Raw genomic sequence first — 15,842 nt, forward strand, 5'->3', positions numbered from 1 at the left:
TCCACCTCAACTTATAATTAAAGGTGAAGAATTTGAATCAAGCATCGTTAATTTTCCACCATATGTTTTTTGAAGATTTTCCTTCGTAAATAGCTTTTCCGTCGGTCCAACGCCTACTAAATGAACATTTAACAATATCGTCCAATCAAAATATTCTTTCACTGTATTTAAATCATGATGTACGACTAATACTGTTTTTCCTTGCCTTTTCAAATCATTTAAAAGAGTAATAATTGCTTTCTCAGTTGCTGCATCTACCCCTACAAATGGTTCATCCATAAAGTAAATTTTCGCATCTTGTGCCAACGCTCTTGCTAAAAAGATTCTTTGTTGTTGTCCTCCCGATAATTGACTTATTTGTCTTTGTGCGTAGGCTTCCATACCTACCTTTTCTAAACAATCCAAAGCTATTTGCCTATCTTTTTCACGTGGTCGTTTAATCCACCCAAGATGTCCGTATCTTCCCATCAACACAACATCCAAAGCATTTGTTGGGAAATCCCAATCAACTGATTCCCGTTGGGGAACATAACCAACGATTTTTCGCATGTCTTTATATGGTTTTCCATAAATAGATACTTCACCAGCAATAGTTGGAATCAATTCTAATATCGCCTTGATTAATGTGGATTTTCCGGCTCCATTCGGACCAATAATTCCAATTAAATTGCCTTCAGGAATAGTGAAAGAAATTTTTTTTAATACTGGATTTTTTTGATAGGCTACAGTTAAATTATTTATACATAATGGTGAACTCATCTTTCTTACCTCCTTATTTCAGTGCATTTACAATCGTATCGACATTATGTTTAACCATTCCAATATACGTACCTTCATCCGTTCCTTCCTTTCCCATTGCGTCAGAATAAAGTTCACCGCCAATTTTCACTTCATGACCTTTTTTCTTTGCTCCTTCGACAACTGCATTTATCGCTTTTTTCGGAACACTCGATTCAACAAAAACAGCTTTAATTTTATTATCAACAAGAAAGTCACGTAGCTGACTAACATCTTTAGCCCCATACTCGGAGGCTGTGCTAATACCTTGTAAACCCATAACTTTTATTTCATATGCATCCCCGAAATAACCAAACGCATCATGTGCGGTAACTAATACTCTAGATTCTTTCGGAATGCTTGCAATTTTTTCAGTCGTATATTGATCAAGTTCCTTTAATTTCTCAATATATTCGTCAGCATTATTTACATAATTCTCTTTATGCTTCGAATCAAATTTTATTAATGCATCACGAACGGTTTCCGTCGCTGTTATCCAATGCTTTACATTAAACCAAATATGAGGATCATGCCCCTCTGTCCCATCATCCCATGTTCGTAAATCTGTTTCCGGAATGTTTTTGGATACAGGTACAGTTGCCTTCTTCTTTGCCAGCTTCTCAAAGATATCGACCATTTTCCCTTCAAGATGCAGCCCATTATAAAAAATCATATCCGCATCCTCTAATTTTTTTATGTCACCTTGAGATGCTTTATATAAGTGTGGATCCACACCTGACTTCATTAATCCAATTGTTTTGACATAGTTTCCTCCTACGTGATCAACTATGTCTTTTATCATCCCTATCGTTGTCGTTACCTTGATCTTCCCATCTATTGGTTTACTGTCTGTTGAAGCTTTTGTGCAGGCTGAAAGTAAGAATACTACGATTGATAACCCTAGAAAAAACATTTTCGTTTCCTTCATTTTTTCCCCTCTTTTCCTTAGTGGATAAGTGCATGATTAAGTTCACACTCTTGAATAACACTCCTCCTTTTTCATTAATGACACTTTGTTTCACTAACGCAACTTTTGTTTTAAAAAAATCTACTTTCTTTCGCAAAAAAGTTTCCTTAAGGAAAAAATACTGTAAATATTTTCTTTAGTCAACTATTTTTTATTTGGATTAGTTCTGGTTTTCATTTTTTAAATGATGTTCTATTATACTTACAGAATTGTTTTTTAAAATTTTTGTTGTTTCTTCTTTTGATAAAAGTCCAATTTTTTCACAAAGGATTGTGTAAAAAATAACTTTTTTCATGCTTAACACCACCTAGTTTATAGTTGTTGTAAAATTATATGTGCTATTTAAAGAAAGTTTCCTTAAAGAAAAAATAATGAATCCACCAAATATTTTTCTATTGTTAAATAGAAAAGGGCATTTTGTCTATGCACAATCATATACTTTTCAACATAATCTGTATCATAACAGAATAACTTATTTACAACTGTATTATATTAGTGTTAAAATATAAAAATATTTCATGTTTTCACTATTTTAAATTAAATTTACGGAGGGGTTTATATGTTACAAAATCCAGTCGAGTTTTTTCTGAATTTATCAAAAAAGATTTGTCCAGAATGCGGTGAATATGTAGAGGATCAGGCAGAATCATATATTTTAGAATGCGAACACTGCTTATCAAAAAGAGTGGAATAGCATCTATAAAAAAGTAGTGGAGCGAAATACGCCCCACTACTTTTTTATAGATGCCGATTCAAATTGAATCACTTGTTTTTCTTGATTCCATTCTAAATAGCCATCAAATGTATTTTCACCCTTTTTAAATCCTTTAATCAAATCCGTTTTCCCTTCTTTTAATAGTTTTGAAATATTTTTTTGAGAAATTGTTTTGCCAAGAATTTTCTTTGAAATAGTAAAATCACATTTTGACTTTTGATAATTCGTACAACCATAAAAATTTCCTTTTTCAATCAACATTCCATCACATTTTTTACATTGTCCAAGCCTAGCCTTTACTCTTTTCCCCTTTTTGCCCGCAATTGTATTAGCGGATATTTCTTTAAGAAGATTCGTGGGAAATGCCCATTTTGATTCTGCAATTTTCGCATCATCAATTAATTTAACTGACAACTTCTTTGCCTGTTCCAAAAAAACATTCGGTGAAGCCTTTCCCTCTCCTATTTCATGAAGTCTTTGCTCCCATTTAGCTGTCATTTCCGGAGAAGCTAGAATACTATTTCCAATACTATCAATTAGCAAAATTCCTTTTTTAGTGGGATACACTACATTCTTAGTCACTTCTATATACTTTCGATCTTTAAGAACGGAAATTATCCCCGCACGGGTTGCCTCTGTTCCCAATCCTTCTGTTTTTCTTAAAATACTTTGCATTTGCGTATCTTCAATAAACTTACCAGCCGTTTTCATTAATGTGATTAATTGCCCTTCCGTATATCGCTTAGGAGGTTGTGTCTTGCCATCTTTAACCATTACTTTCGAAACAATACCAGTTTCATCTTTCGTTAAATTAGGAAGAACTTGCTCATTATCCTCCTTTGATTCTTCCATTTGATAGATGACCTTTCTCCATCCTTCTTGTACCATCTGTTTTCCTTTAGAAATGAATGTTGCCCGCTCATCTACAATTGTATGAACAGTTGTATAGTCAAAAATACTCTTTTCAAAATGAGCAGCAATTAATCTCCTAACGATTAAATCATAGATTTTTTCTTCATCCTTTTCTAATGTTAACGGATTTACCACTTGCTCTGTAGGAATAATTGCATAGTGATCCGTCACTTTCTTTTCATTTACGAATCTTTTATTATTCATAACTGATTGATTAGGAAGCGGGAAAAATCCTTTATATGATTCAATACGACTAATTTGATTTAATATTTCAGGGAATAATGCTGCTTCTTCTTTTGTAACATAGCTCGAATCTGATCTCGGATATGAAATAATTCCTTTTACATATAATTTTTGAGCAATATCTAATGTTTTCTTTGGTGAAAACTTAAATAATTTATTCGCCGTTGCTTGTAGGGATGACAAATTGAATAATAATGGTGGTTGAAATTCTTTTCTTTCCTTTTCTATTTCATCAATTTTAGCAGACTTCCCTTTACAAAAATTTGCGATGGCAATTGCTTTCTTTTCTTCTTTTAATCTCGTTTCGGAATCGATATGCCATGTGCCTTCATACTTTTTATTTGTCATTTGAAAAATAGCCTTGACTTCCCAAAATGTTTCACTTTTGAAATTTTCAATCTCCTTTTCTCTTTTAACGATTAAAGCTAACGTTGGTGTTTGCACACGTCCAGTTGAAAACACATCTCGTATCCCTTTTCGTTGTAGCAATAATGTATAGACCCTCGATGCATTCATCCCAATTAGCCAATCAGCACATGCACGACTCATTGCTTCATAGTAAATAGCTCTTGTTTCTTCTTCACTTAGTAAATGGTGAAAACCATTTACTACAGCCTTTTCAGTGAGGGAGGAAATCCATAATCGTTTCGCCGGCTTTCGATTATGACATTGCTTTAAAATAATCCGTATGATTGCTTCCCCTTCACGTTCCGCATCTCCCGCCATGATCACTTCGTCAATGTCAGAACGCTTTAATAAATCTTTTATGATCGTAAACTGATTCCACTTGTCCTTTTTTACTTTATATTGAAAGGATTCAGGAAGAATAGGCAATGTATCAAGGGACCACTTTTTCCATTTCGGGTTATATTCTTCCGGAGGAATGAGTTCACATAAATGACCAACTGCCCAAGTTAAATAAGCACCATCTGGAAATGTTTGATTTGGAGAGATTTTGATGTAGCCTTTCATTTTCTTATGAGGAAAAGGGGCGGCAAGTTTCATTCCTTGATCTGGCTTTTCGGCAATGATTAATGGAATAGTCATTAGTTCCAAAAACCTTCTTTCTTTTGGTATCTAGCATTATATTCATACTATATTTTACTATATTTCATCACATGAAAGAAATACTATTAAATTCACTAACTTAGAGACATGTAATCTTTTTGTAAAAAAAATAATCATACAATAATATTTTTTAATCTAGATTTTAGATTAGCGTAACTGAATTGTGGTATATAAATGATAAAATTTGCTTATAGAAAGGTTGATTTTTCAATGTAAAAATTCTCAAGCTAAACTTTATATATTTTAATGGTAAGTTAAGAATACAACACTAGAATATTTTTTAAAATAATATTTCTCGGAGGTGTTAGCATGGCTTCTACTTCAAAGAGAAGTCTTTATTTTGACAATGCGAAGTTAATCCTTATTTTCTTAGTCGTATTCGGACACGTTATTAGTCCTTTAAAAGGAAATGATGATCTTCTTTTCACTTTGTATACAGTCATTTTTCTCTTTCATATGCCTGCCTTCATTTTAATATCTGGCTATTTTGCGAAAGGATATCGCAAAAAAGGGTATCTACTTAAATCTGTAAAAAAAATATTATTACCCTATTTAATTTTTCAGGCCATCTATTCATTTTTTTATTTTATCAATGGCGATGAAAAATCCCTAACATTTGATTTCTTACAGCCACACTGGACTTTATGGTTTTTATTGAGTTTATTTTGTTGGAATGTACTTATTTATGCCTTTGCAAAGTTAAAATGGATTGGTCTTATAGTTGCTGTAGCAATAGGAATCGCAATAGGATATGTGGATCAAGTTGGGAACTATTTAAGTCTGTCAAGAACTTTTGTCTTTTTCCCATATTTTCTATTAGGATTCTTAATTGAACAAAAGCATATTAATTGGATAAAGAACATGAAATTTTCAGCAGTAATAGGTGTTTTAATCATATTGTCAACTTTTCTGCTATTTGGTTTATCCTTTCCTAAGGATGCGGTTCCATGGTTGCTTGGTTCCTCCTCTTACGCAGATATGGGCAATGCTGAATGGTTTGATGGGCTTTTCCGTATGCTTCAATACTTGTTAACATTAATCGTTATTTTTGGATTTTTTGCACTCGTACCTGCGACCGGATCAAAATTAACGATTATAGGACAACGAACACTTTATATTTATTTATTACATGGTTTTATTATTAAGATTATTGAAACAGCTGTCTCAGACGAAACACTTGAATCAATTTCGCAAAATTATTTCTTGCTTTTCATTTTTTCATTTGTCGTCTGTTTAACTCTCGGAAGTTATTTAATTAAAAAATACACTAAACCATTAATTGAACTTAGGCTTTAATAAATAGGCGTATAAATTTCCCAAATCCTATCCATCCTAAAAATAAAAGGATGGGGTGGATATGTTGGGACTATTCAATACATTTCAAGAGTGGAAAGCAAATAAATATGAAGAAAAAATTGCAAAAATGGAGTCTAAAGGAATATGCCCGGATTGTTATGGGAAGGGCATCAATTCTCTAGCACTTAATGAATTTTATGTAACAAATGTTTTTGATTGCCCGGGGTGTAATGGCAGTGGGTTATTCTCAGATTGGTATGAAAATAATCAATAGGTAAGTGGAGCTTCCTTAACTGTAGAACAGTTAAAGGAAACTCCTTTTTTTATTAGCCTCCAAAGAAAAAGTCTAATACATTCGAGGCGGTCGAGGATTGTTTATTGTAAAATTCCGAGTAGCCACAGTTTTTACAGTAAACAACGATAAATTGGTTATTTTGGATATCAAACATTTTCGAAAGTCCAGTTCCTGTCATGGCCACTTCCTTTTTTCCAGCATCCGTACTTCCACATTTTATACATCCTTTATCACTCATAAAGAAACCTTCTTTCATTAAAATAACTTTCAACTAATTTTTACGTTGCAAAACTCCTTTAAGTTTCATTTTAAATTTTTCAAAAACAAGAACCACCAACATTAGGTGGTCATTGCTTAATCTAAATCGACTTTCCCCAATGGTGTTTCTGCAGGTCCTTCAATCACATCCCCGACAATTGAAAATCGTGAACCGTGACAAGGACAGTCCCATGTCCGATCACCGGAATTCCACTCAATTTCACAGCCTAAATGTGTACATGTCGTATCGACTACATAAACTTTACCGTCAGCATCTTTATACGCGCCCGCACGTTTACCGTTAACATTGACAACTGAACCTTCATCATTAGCTAAATCATTAATGTCTCGCAAAGGATACTCCAATTTACCTTCAATTAAATGTTTGGCCACATCAAGATTTGTCGTGATAAATTCTTTTACACTTGGGTTTGCATTAAATCTTGATGGGGAGAATAGATCTTCATATTTATTTTTAGTTCCCGAAATAAGATCAGTAAGTAAAATGGCTGAAACTGTACTGCTTGTCATACCCCATTTTCTAAATCCTGTCGCTACAAAAACTTGATCATGATTATTCGTAATCCGCCCAATGTACGGAATCTTGTCCAATGTAGTTAAATCTTGAGCAGACCATCTGAATAAAAATTCATTAATTCCAAATGCATTTTCCGCATACTCTTCTAACGCCTCATAATGAAGAATTGTCGGTATTCCTTGGCCTGTTTTATGATTTTCACCGCCGACTAATAGGACCTTTTCTCCGTTCAACGTCATTGTTCGGAAGGATCTTGTCGGCTGTTCCGCATTAATGTACATTCCCCGTGGAACATCCTTATCCGTTTTAACTGCAATTAAATAAGATCTCTCCGCATACATTCGGGTCGGATAAAAACCTAGCCCATCATAAAACGGAAAATGTGAACATGCGCAAACAAATTTACTTTTTACTTTTAAACCTTCTTTCGTAATAACAATTGGCTGATCTGAATAATCGACATCTGTAGCTGTCGTCTTTTCAAAAATCAATCCACCCTCTTTTTGTATATAATCAAGTAGTGGCTTTAAATATTTTAATGGGTGAAATTGTGCTTGATTCCTCATAATAAGAGCTGCTTTTATAGGAAAATCAACTGGAATTTCATTGATTAATTCACCATTAATACCAAGTTCCTTATAGGCATTTTCTTCTGCTTCTAATTTTCTAATATAATCCTCACTATTCGTATATATATAAGCATCCTCTTCACTAAAATCGCAATCAATTTGTAGTTCGTCAATCGTCGTTTTAATAAATTTGAATGCATCTATATTAGCTTCATAATATAATTTCGCTTGGTCTTTTCCATTATTTTGAATTAGTTCATCATAGATTAAACCATGCTGTGCAGTGATTTTCGCAGTTGTATGCGCAGTTGTACCATTTAGCAGCTCACCCGCCTCAATAATTGCCACTTTGTACCCTTTTTTCGTTAACAAATAGGCAGTTGTAATTCCAGTAATGCCTCCACCAACAATTGCGACATCTACTTCAATATCTTCATTTAAAGTTGAAAAACGAGGTAACTCAACACCCTCTTTCCAAATGGGTTTAGGAAATTGCGGCATATTCACTTGTTCGTTTGACATTTATTAATCCTCCAAATTAATATTTATAACTATATTTACCACAAAGGATTATTTTCATGTGTTTTTTGCAATAATACTTAAATAGATTTATTTTAAATAAATACTAGGAGTTGTAAGTATGACAAATCAAAGTAATGAAAAAAGGGTAACCGATACACCAAAAACGAAAAAATTTACAATAAATACTGCTATGAGCACGATCAATCAAAAACCATATTATCCAGGTGGATCGGTTGAAGAACATAAAAACATAGCAGAAGCAAATACAATCCTTACAGGCGATGAAATTAAACAACAAAACGAGAATTTATAATTTGAGTATAAGTTGTGTAGTGTACTTTCCCCTTTTCGTTCAAGTCATGTTATAATCAATAGGATATTACTGTTTTGGAGGTATTTGTCTTTGATTACTGTTAACAATGTTGGCTTACGATTTGGTGAACGTAAACTTTTTGAAGATATTAATATTAAATTTACACCAGGTAACTGTTATGGATTAATCGGTGCTAATGGAGCAGGTAAATCTACCTTTCTAAAAATTCTTTCCGGTGAATTAGATGCACAAACAGGTGATGTTCATGTTACTCCTGGTGAAAGACTAGCTGTATTAAAGCAAAACCACTTTGAATTTGAAGAAGAGGAAGTCCTAAAAGTTGTCATTATGGGACATACCCGTTTATTTGAAGTGATGCAGGAAAAGGAAGCCATCTATATGAAAGCAGAATTTTCTGATGAAGATGGGATGAGAGCTGCTGAACTCGAAGGTGAATTTGCTGAGTTAAATGGTTGGGAAGCTGAATCGGAAGCAGCTATTTTACTTAAAGGGCTTGGTATTGAAGAAGAACTGCATACGAAAAAGATGGCAGAACTAACAGGAGCTGAAAAAGTAAAAGTATTACTTGCTCAAGCCCTATTTGGAAAACCGGATATTCTTCTACTAGATGAGCCTACAAACCATCTTGATTTAAAAGCTATTCAATGGTTAGAGGAATTTCTAATAAACTTTGAAAATACCGTAATTGTTGTCTCGCATGATAGACATTTCTTAAATAAAGTTTGTACACATATTGCTGATTTAGATTTTGGTAAGATTCAGCTATATGTAGGAAATTATGATTTTTGGTATGAGTCCAGTCAACTAGCCCAAAAAATGGCCCAAGAATCTAATAAGAAAAAAGAAGAGAAAATTAAAGAATTACAAAGCTTTATTGCCAGATTTAGTGCAAATGCCTCTAAATCTAAACAAGCCACTTCACGTAAAAAATTGCTGGACAAAATTTCATTAGATGATATTAAACCATCTTCTAGAAAATATCCTTATGTCCACTTTACGCCGGAACGTGAGATTGGTAATGACTTACTCCGTGTTGAAGGGCTAACAAAAACAATTGACGGCGTTAAAGTTCTTGATAATATAAGCTTTATCATGAATAAAGATGATAAAATTGCACTTGTTGGTCAAAATGAACTAGCAAAAACGACTCTATTTAAAATATTGGCTGGTGAAATGGAACCAGATAGTGGATCATTTAAATGGGGTGTGACAACTTCACAATCCTATTTCCCAAAAGACAATTCAAGTTACTTTGAAAATGGTGATTTGAATCTTGTTGATTGGTTGCGCCAATACTCCCCGAATGATCAAAGTGAAAGCTTTTTAAGAGGATTTTTAGGGAGAATGCTTTTCTCTGGTGAAGAGGTATTAAAAAAGGCAAATGTATTATCTGGAGGAGAAAAGGTTCGTTGTATGCTTTCCAAAATGATGTTAAGCGGTGCAAATGTTCTGTTATTAGATGAACCAACCAACCATTTAGACTTAGAATCAATTACAGCGGTAAATAACGGATTGATTCGCTTCAAAGGGTCAATGATTTTTGCGTCACACGATCATCAATTCATTCAAACGATCGCAAATCGAATCATAGAGCTTACACCTAATGGGATGATTGATAAAGTAATGACCTATGATGAATACTTGGAAAATAATGATATACAAAAGCAATTAGAACAATTATATAAATAATAATAATTGGTAAAAAGGGAATCAAACCGTGATTTGATTTCCTTTTTTATTTAGTCTAAAAATTTTTTTGATTGTCCCTCTTACTATTGTGCATATATTTATGTTGGAGACATAAATTTTGTGAGGTGATTGACTTTGACTGTTACTGGTAAGGAGTATATATCTAGAATTGACAACTTACACAATGAAGTATGGATAGATGGAAAACGGGTAGAAGGAAAAATTTCGGAGCATCCTGCATTTAGAGGAGTTTTAAAAAGTAAAGCGGCATTATATGATCTTTCTAATTCCAATAAGGATACTTTCACTTTTACATCCCCTGTTGTAAATTCTGAAGTAAACTTTGCTTTTCAACAACCAAATACGAAAGAAGATTTGGAAAATAGATTTGTGGCAACAAAGAAATGGGCACAAACAAATTTAGGTTTATTGGGACGTTCTCCCGATTATGTAAACACCGGAATAATGGCTTTAGGTGTTGCTAATTCTATCTTTCATGAAGATAAGAAGAATTATGATACTAATATTTTTAACATATACAAGATGGCAATGGAAAATGATCTCTCCTTTACTCATACATTTATTAATCCGCAAGTAAATCGTTCAATTGGCTATTATGAAGATTCCGATAAAATTATTGCAGCTAAAGTTATTCGTGAGACTAGCGATGGAATCATCGTAAAAGGTGCGAGACTTTTAGCTACTCAAGGGGGTATTACCGATGAAGTATTAGTGCTTCCTTCTGGAGGAAACTTTATTGAGGACGCTTATGTATACGCCTTTTCCATCCCTTCAAATACACCTGGTTTAAAATTTATTTGCCGAGAATCTTTCGTCAATGGCGAATCTCATTTTGATTATCCGTTAACTTCTAAATTTGAAGAAATGGATTCAATTGTTGTTTTCGATGATGTTCTCGTTCCATGGGAACGCGTATTTTTATACAAAAATTTAGATATAGCATGTAATATGTTTTCGGAAACTAAGTTTAATACAATGCTTTTGTACCAAGCGATTACAAGAATGATTGTTAAAACAGAATTTATTCTTGGATTGGCAGAGACCATTGTACATTCTATTAATATTATTGAGTATCAGCACGTAAAAGACAAACTTAGTGAAATTATTTCTACTCTCGAAATTATGAAGTCTTTACATCTCTCTTCTCGAGTTCATTCATCACTCGATCATTTTAATACAATGGTCCCTGATTACAAACCATTAAATGTCGCCATTTATTATTATCCGAGAATTTACCCCCGATTAATTGAAATTATACAACTTTTAGGTGGTAGTGGAATGATCCTCCTCCCTACTAAAGAACAGTTCCAATCAACGATATCTTCCTATCTTGATAATTATTTACAAGCTACTAACGTAAATGCTACCGATCGTGTAAAAATTTTCAGACTCGCCTGGGACCTTTGCATGAGTAGCTTCGGCACCAGACAAACGCAGTTTGAACGATTTTTCTTTGGTGATCCAGTTAGGATGGGTATGGGACTTTACAATAGTTATCCGAAGGAGTCCTATGTAAAGATGATAAACGATTTTCTAAGTTAATCAATAATCTTATTCTTTGAGGTAAGGCTTCAATTTCTCTACCATCATTTCCAACCTTTGTGCATTATTTTGATACATTTCACTGGCAGATTTTGATTCAGTAGCTAAAGTAAATAATTCAAGATCTGCTTGGCATTTTTTTAGAGTCGCTAATAACAATGTTCTCTCCTGCGATTTAGGAAGTTGAATTTTATCATCATAAATATCCACTGTTAATTTTCCATAAGCATCAACTTGACCAAGAAAAACATTATCAAGAGCAACATTTAATTTTTCTAATTCAGCTTTTAACCAAGATCGATTATAACCTGTAAATCCAAGTGCTTCATCTAAGATCATTCCTTCAGAAATGACAGTTTTAGGTTCTTTTTCTGGTGCAACTTGCAATTGAATATCCTTTGGAGTGATTGGTTGTTTTTCTTTTTTCAACAATACGTTCAATTCACCGCTCGGTTCAAGTACAGCAAATTCCACATCAGCTATATTAAAAGCATTTTTCTTTCTTAAAAGCGAGGCCAAGTCATCGACCGTATGTTTTTCTTTCGTTAAACTATCTTCCTGTATTTTTCCATCCTTAATTACAACAACAGGAGCACCATCAAGAAAATCTCGAACTTTTTTACTCTTCAAGGAAAGATATGTTAATAATACGGGAATTAAAGCCCAAATAAGTAAACTGTACATTCCATTTAAAAAGTTTTGTCCCACACCTGTGGATATCTCCGCAGCAATGCCGCCAACTACTATCCCGATAATATATTCAAAAAGGGACAATTGACTAATTTGTTTTCTTCCTAGCATTTTGGTTAAAAAGAATAAAACGATTAGCGTAATGATCGATCGTAAAATAACTTCGAGCCAATTCGGTCCCATTTCTACACCTTCCCTTAACTCTTATATTGAGGCTCCTCACGTTCAAGTATGACTAATCTATTTTGTAAATCTGTAATGATTTCGTCTGCTTCTAACATACTTTCATGAAAAACTTTCTGTGCATTAGCATCTGTACTCAATAATGCGAAGCGGCTTAAATTGCTTTTAGCACCATTAAGACTCGCGATGCAATTCTTAATATCTGAAGCAATTGTCATTTTCTTTAAACCCCTTTTAGAAAAGGATGATATGGTACATATCATCCTTTTTTTTCTTATTGTTGTTTATATTGTGGTTCTTCTTGCTCTACTTCATTCATTCGTGGTGTTAGTGTGTCAATAATTGATTGTGTTTGTTGAGCGCAGGATTGATAAAGTTGCTTTGCTTGTTTATTGTCTGTCGCTAAAGAAAAACTTTCTAAATTCGCTTGAGCACTCTTCAATCCAGAAATGGTTTGCTTAATATTGTTAATAACCGTCATGATCATAACCCCTTTTTGGTGTAGTTTGACTTTTGTTCGTACTGAACGATGTTAGTTTATGAAAATGGATTAATTTTATAATTAGAAAATATATCCTAATAAAAAAACGCCCCATTACGAATTGGAGCGCTTTTTTGCTATAAGTAAAGCAATTTGTATCATTGTAATTGGTAATGATGTTTTCTTTCTATATGCTAAATATTTTGGTTCCCATGAACTTGCATACTTTTCCTTAAACTTCTTTAATCCTTTGAAATGATAGACAAAATTACCATGCGTGTATATTTGTGATGCTAATTTTTCCCCCATAAAGGAATACTTTGAAAGTCCTACATTTGCGAGCGGCGCCATTCCTAAATTAAACCGCTTATACCCTTTTAATTTTGCCCATTCAAATAAATTAATGAAAATAAAGTCCATCGTTCCCGATGTTACATTCGGGATATATCTCATTAAATCAATTGATAATGTTGTGTGATTATCATAAACCGGCATAATACTAACAAATGCAATAATATTTTTATCCGGATCCAATAATATTGCTACAGGAGCTGTTTCCAAATAGCTTTTATCAAAAAATCCAAGTGAGAATCCTTTCTCTCTCTTCCCGTTCAACCACTGATCAGAAATGGATTTTAATGCTTGAAAATCTTCTTTAGAAAAGGGAGGTTCAAGTAACCGAAAGGTATACCCTTCTTTTTCAAATTTATTTTTCGTCGCTCGAAGGCCCTTCATTTTACTACCCGATAGAGAAAAAGTTTGTAAGTCCACAAAAGCTTCCTCACCTAATTTAAAAAAATCGTAGCCATTTTCATGTAATTTAGGAATTAGTTCATTTGTTACTTGATAGTAAGCTGGTGTATATCCGTATAAATCTGCAAAATCATGAAATTCTTCGATGGAATGAAAAAATTCTTCCTTTTTCCCTATTGGATCACCTAGGACAACTAGTTTATCAGCATATTGCTCATACATCATCATTACTTGCCCTGTTTCATTCCAAAATATTTTTTTATCATGTAAAAAGACTAAATGTGAAAGAACGGTTCCTCCATACTTTTTTAAATGAGCCATCACCTTGTTTTCATCGATTTGATAGGATCCTGGTGTCCTTGGTCTCATAAAAAAATAGGTGATTAACATAATTATTGCGGCGATCAATAAACCGGTAATTGCACTCAAAATTAAATCACTCGCATCAATAATCACATATTTTCGAATAAAACGAGGAATTTTCAACTTACTCTCAGGTAAATTATTATAACCAATTAACACATATAACAATGTAAAGAAAAGGATGACCATTAAATCAAATGCAGCTCTACCCCATGTAACTACGAAATTCAACCGATAAAAACGCTTCTTGGAAACAACTAACATAACCGCTACAAAGCCTAAATAAATGGCCTCTTCATAATCAAACCCTTTAACAAGGCAGAGCAAGGAAGCGAAAATTAACAGTACAAGTGTCGAGTAATATGCCCATCTTACTCTGTACTCTATCCCTCTAGATAACAAAATTAATAAAAATCCGGTAACGATTGTCAATTGATGTGAAAAACCCATTAATGGAGAAGATAAGAATTCTCTTAAAAACTTAATTCGGTCAAGAACTCCTGGCAATGATGCCGAAAGTAATAAAACGATTCCGGAGAAAAATACTAATATTGTTAGTATCCAGTGACTCATATTTTTTGAGATGACAAAAATTATTTTTTTATATTGCTCATCCAACTGTTTCCAAAAATATCTTACAAATAAACCGATTGCAACAATAAACGGAATAAAATAATAACAAACTCGATAAAGTAATAAAACTAATAAAATTTTTTCTGTCTCTATATGATAAAATTCAAGACCCATTAAAATGACGAAATCAAATGAACCTAATCCACCCGGAATCATACTTATTATTCCTGCAGTTGACGCAACAACGAAAATCGGAAATAGCTGTGTGAAACTTATAGGGACATTGACTAATAGTGCAATTACCCAAAAAAACAATAACGCACTCATCCATTCAAATAGTGAAATCACCATAAGTTCAATCAAATAATTATTTTTAAAGGAAAACTTTGCATTTTTTATATTTTTCCATTGAAAGCTTATTATTAAAAATGGAATATACAAAGCCATCGCCCAAACGGCAATTTTCAACCATTTCAATTCCACTAAAAAAATCGGTTTAAATACTCCTATTGCCACTAACCAGCATAAAATGGATATTCCCGAAATGTAGAAGATTGACACTTTCGCGATATTTTTTAAAATCACATCTTTTTCTTTATAATATTTTTTATAAAAAAAAGTGCGTAAACTAAGACCGATCACACCGCCGAATCCTAGAAAATTCGAAAACGTATTTACAATCCATGAATAGGAAAATAATTCCTTTGCTTTTAAATTTAACTTTAAGATTTTGCATAAAATTAGATCATAAAATAGCATAGGAACAATGGCTATTAACCCTAAAATAACAATTAATAAAATATGCGAAGGCGTAAGTTCAGAAATATTATTTTTCAATAAATTTATATCGATATCTTTTACCATTTTTTTCGATTCAAAAATAATTAACACTAAAAGGGCAATTGGAAATGCAATTTTTAAAAAAGATATAAACCTTTTTTTACTTAATTTCAAGGTAACACCATCTTTCATACGTTGAAAAAATATCATTATAACAAGCTGTTGAACATGAAAAATCATTATGTATTTTAATTAAATAAAGAAAATATATTC

General features: G+C 32.9%; 16 protein-coding genes. 6 read left to right on the forward strand and 10 right to left on the reverse strand.

Features of this window, described 5'->3' with window-relative positions; translation table 11 throughout:
* Positions 1–6: 6 nt before the first annotated feature.
* From MKY81_RS15780 to MKY81_RS15790, 3 genes are all read right to left on the reverse strand, one after another.
* Positions 7–759: a metal ABC transporter ATP-binding protein gene (locus MKY81_RS15780; RefSeq protein ID WP_108071531.1), complete on the reverse strand. Its 753-nt coding sequence runs from the start codon at positions 757–759 to the stop codon at positions 7–9.
* A 13-nt stretch (positions 760–772) separates the two neighbouring features.
* Positions 773–1,705 carry a metal ABC transporter solute-binding protein, Zn/Mn family gene (locus tag MKY81_RS15785; RefSeq protein WP_108071529.1) on the reverse strand — a complete coding sequence of 311 codons (933 nt, stop codon included), beginning with the start codon at positions 1,703–1,705 and terminating at the stop codon, positions 773–775.
* A gap of 199 nt (positions 1,706–1,904) precedes the next feature.
* Entirely contained in the window at positions 1,905–2,039 is a 135-nt protein-coding gene (locus MKY81_RS15790; RefSeq protein WP_280523956.1) for a hypothetical protein, read from the reverse strand.
* 264 nt (positions 2,040–2,303) lie between these two features.
* Here MKY81_RS15790 and yhfH point away from each other — a divergent pair, with 264 nt between their 5' ends.
* Complete coding sequence (gene yhfH, locus MKY81_RS15795; RefSeq protein WP_108071527.1) at positions 2,304–2,438, forward strand: protein YhfH; 135 nt, start codon at positions 2,304–2,306, stop codon at positions 2,436–2,438.
* Between the two features lie 36 nt (positions 2,439–2,474).
* Here the strand turns inward: yhfH and MKY81_RS15800 are convergent, their stop codons facing one another.
* Complete coding sequence (locus MKY81_RS15800) at positions 2,475–4,655, reverse strand: DNA topoisomerase III (RefSeq protein ID WP_108071710.1); 2,181 nt, start codon at positions 4,653–4,655, stop codon at positions 2,475–2,477.
* Between the two features lie 336 nt (positions 4,656–4,991).
* Here MKY81_RS15800 and MKY81_RS15805 point away from each other — a divergent pair, with 336 nt between their 5' ends.
* Positions 4,992–5,978 (forward strand): acyltransferase family protein, encoded by a 987-nt coding sequence (locus tag MKY81_RS15805; protein ID WP_108071525.1) that lies wholly within the window; start codon positions 4,992–4,994, stop codon positions 5,976–5,978.
* Positions 5,979–6,039: 61 nt separating this feature from the next.
* On the forward strand, positions 6,040–6,252 hold the full coding sequence (locus MKY81_RS15810; RefSeq protein WP_235993038.1) for a methionine aminopeptidase: 213 nt from the start codon (positions 6,040–6,042) through the stop codon (positions 6,250–6,252).
* A 52-nt stretch (positions 6,253–6,304) separates the two neighbouring features.
* On the opposite strand, the gene MKY81_RS15815 is transcribed toward MKY81_RS15810, so the two are convergent.
* Both MKY81_RS15815 and MKY81_RS15820 read right to left on the reverse strand, forming a co-directional pair.
* The gene (locus MKY81_RS15815; protein ID WP_066229683.1) at positions 6,305–6,511 is read right to left on the reverse strand and encodes a zinc ribbon domain-containing protein; all 207 of its coding nucleotides are present in this window, start codon (positions 6,509–6,511) and stop codon (positions 6,305–6,307) included.
* Between the two features lie 116 nt (positions 6,512–6,627).
* The gene (locus MKY81_RS15820) at positions 6,628–8,160 is read right to left on the reverse strand and encodes an FAD-dependent oxidoreductase (protein WP_066229686.1); all 1,533 of its coding nucleotides are present in this window, start codon (positions 8,158–8,160) and stop codon (positions 6,628–6,630) included.
* A 118-nt stretch (positions 8,161–8,278) separates the two neighbouring features.
* On the opposite strand from MKY81_RS15820, the gene MKY81_RS15825 reads away from it, so the two are divergent.
* The 3 genes from MKY81_RS15825 (at position 8,279) to hpaB (ending at position 11,746) form a co-directional block, all read left to right on the forward strand.
* On the forward strand, positions 8,279–8,473 hold the full coding sequence (locus MKY81_RS15825; protein WP_341118300.1) for a hypothetical protein: 195 nt from the start codon (positions 8,279–8,281) through the stop codon (positions 8,471–8,473).
* 90 nt (positions 8,474–8,563) lie between these two features.
* Positions 8,564–10,183, forward strand: a complete 1,620-nt coding sequence (locus MKY81_RS15830) for an ABC-F family ATP-binding cassette domain-containing protein (RefSeq protein WP_341118301.1) — start codon at positions 8,564–8,566, stop codon at positions 10,181–10,183.
* Positions 10,184–10,318: 135 nt separating this feature from the next.
* The gene (hpaB, locus tag MKY81_RS15835) at positions 10,319–11,746 is read left to right on the forward strand and encodes a 4-hydroxyphenylacetate 3-monooxygenase, oxygenase component (protein WP_341118302.1); all 1,428 of its coding nucleotides are present in this window, start codon (positions 10,319–10,321) and stop codon (positions 11,744–11,746) included.
* Positions 11,747–11,755: 9 nt separating this feature from the next.
* Here hpaB and MKY81_RS15840 read toward each other — a convergent pair whose 3' ends face one another.
* The 4 genes from MKY81_RS15840 to mprF form a co-directional block, all read right to left on the reverse strand.
* Positions 11,756–12,619, reverse strand: a complete 864-nt coding sequence (locus tag MKY81_RS15840) for a DUF421 domain-containing protein (protein ID WP_341118303.1) — start codon at positions 12,617–12,619, stop codon at positions 11,756–11,758.
* 14 nt (positions 12,620–12,633) lie between these two features.
* Positions 12,634–12,837, reverse strand: coding sequence for a DUF1657 domain-containing protein (locus MKY81_RS15845; protein WP_066229701.1), 204 nt, complete (start codon positions 12,835–12,837; stop codon positions 12,634–12,636).
* Between the two features lie 56 nt (positions 12,838–12,893).
* Positions 12,894–13,100, reverse strand: coding sequence for a DUF1657 domain-containing protein (locus tag MKY81_RS15850; protein ID WP_066229705.1), 207 nt, complete (start codon positions 13,098–13,100; stop codon positions 12,894–12,896).
* Positions 13,101–13,214: 114 nt separating this feature from the next.
* Positions 13,215–15,809 (reverse strand): bifunctional lysylphosphatidylglycerol flippase/synthetase MprF, encoded by a 2,595-nt coding sequence (mprF, locus tag MKY81_RS15855; RefSeq protein WP_236023214.1) that lies wholly within the window; start codon positions 15,807–15,809, stop codon positions 13,215–13,217.
* Positions 15,810–15,842 lie beyond the last annotated feature (33 nt).

It is taken from the genome of Heyndrickxia sp. FSL W8-0423, assembly GCF_038009395.1.
Lineage (GTDB): Bacteria > Bacillota > Bacilli > Bacillales > Bacillaceae_C > Heyndrickxia > Heyndrickxia sporothermodurans.